This is a genomic window from Roseibacillus ishigakijimensis (assembly GCF_016595415.1).
Lineage (GTDB): Bacteria > Verrucomicrobiota > Verrucomicrobiia > Verrucomicrobiales > Akkermansiaceae > Roseibacillus > Roseibacillus ishigakijimensis.
On record NZ_JAENIO010000138.1, the window covers coordinates 1 to 554 of the forward strand.

Annotated in this window: 1 protein-coding gene; it reads right to left on the minus strand. The window is 46.2% G+C overall.

Going from position 1 to position 554, the window contains the following annotated elements:
- Positions 1 to 31 precede the first annotated feature (31 nt).
- Positions 32 to 463: an N-acetylmuramoyl-L-alanine amidase gene (locus JIN78_RS17990; protein WP_200393177.1), complete on the minus strand. Its 432-nt coding sequence runs from the start codon at positions 461 to 463 to the stop codon at positions 32 to 34.
- Positions 464 to 554: the final 91 nt, after the last annotated feature.

The following is a 554-nucleotide window of genomic DNA, read 5'->3' on the forward strand; positions in this document are numbered from 1 at the left end:
AAAGGTGGTTTTTGCCAATCTAATTTGCTGGCTACGAATCGGTTAGGCTCTTAACCTGACGCGAATGGGTTCCTTCATAGTCTCCCAACATGCAAATCCCTATTCCAGCAACAGTATTAGCTCCTCTGGTATGTGAGCCCTTAGTGTAAGGGCCAGGAGCAGGCTTGCCTGGATTAGTCTCCAGTCTTCGGCCTTCGTAAACATCTCCATTTTTATCAATCACAGCATGATAACCTATATCGTCCCAACCATTTCCACCGCTAAACGGCAAATTATAGGGCCAATTACTCATGTGTAGATCTTGAATTCTTCTAACCTCAGCAGCTCCACTGTTTTTATTACTCGAATGGTGAAAAGTTAACGCGTCTCCAGGTGTTGTGCCGGCACCCGTTATTCCTGACTTAGCAGGCTCTGCACCCCAATTAGCTCTGAGGATTATATCTAAAATCTCAACTGGTGCCACACTACACGACAAAAATTGAGGGGTGAAAAGGCGATTTGAGCCAAGCGAGAAACTCGTTGCGGTCCTTGGCCTTGAGGTGGGGATTGTTAAG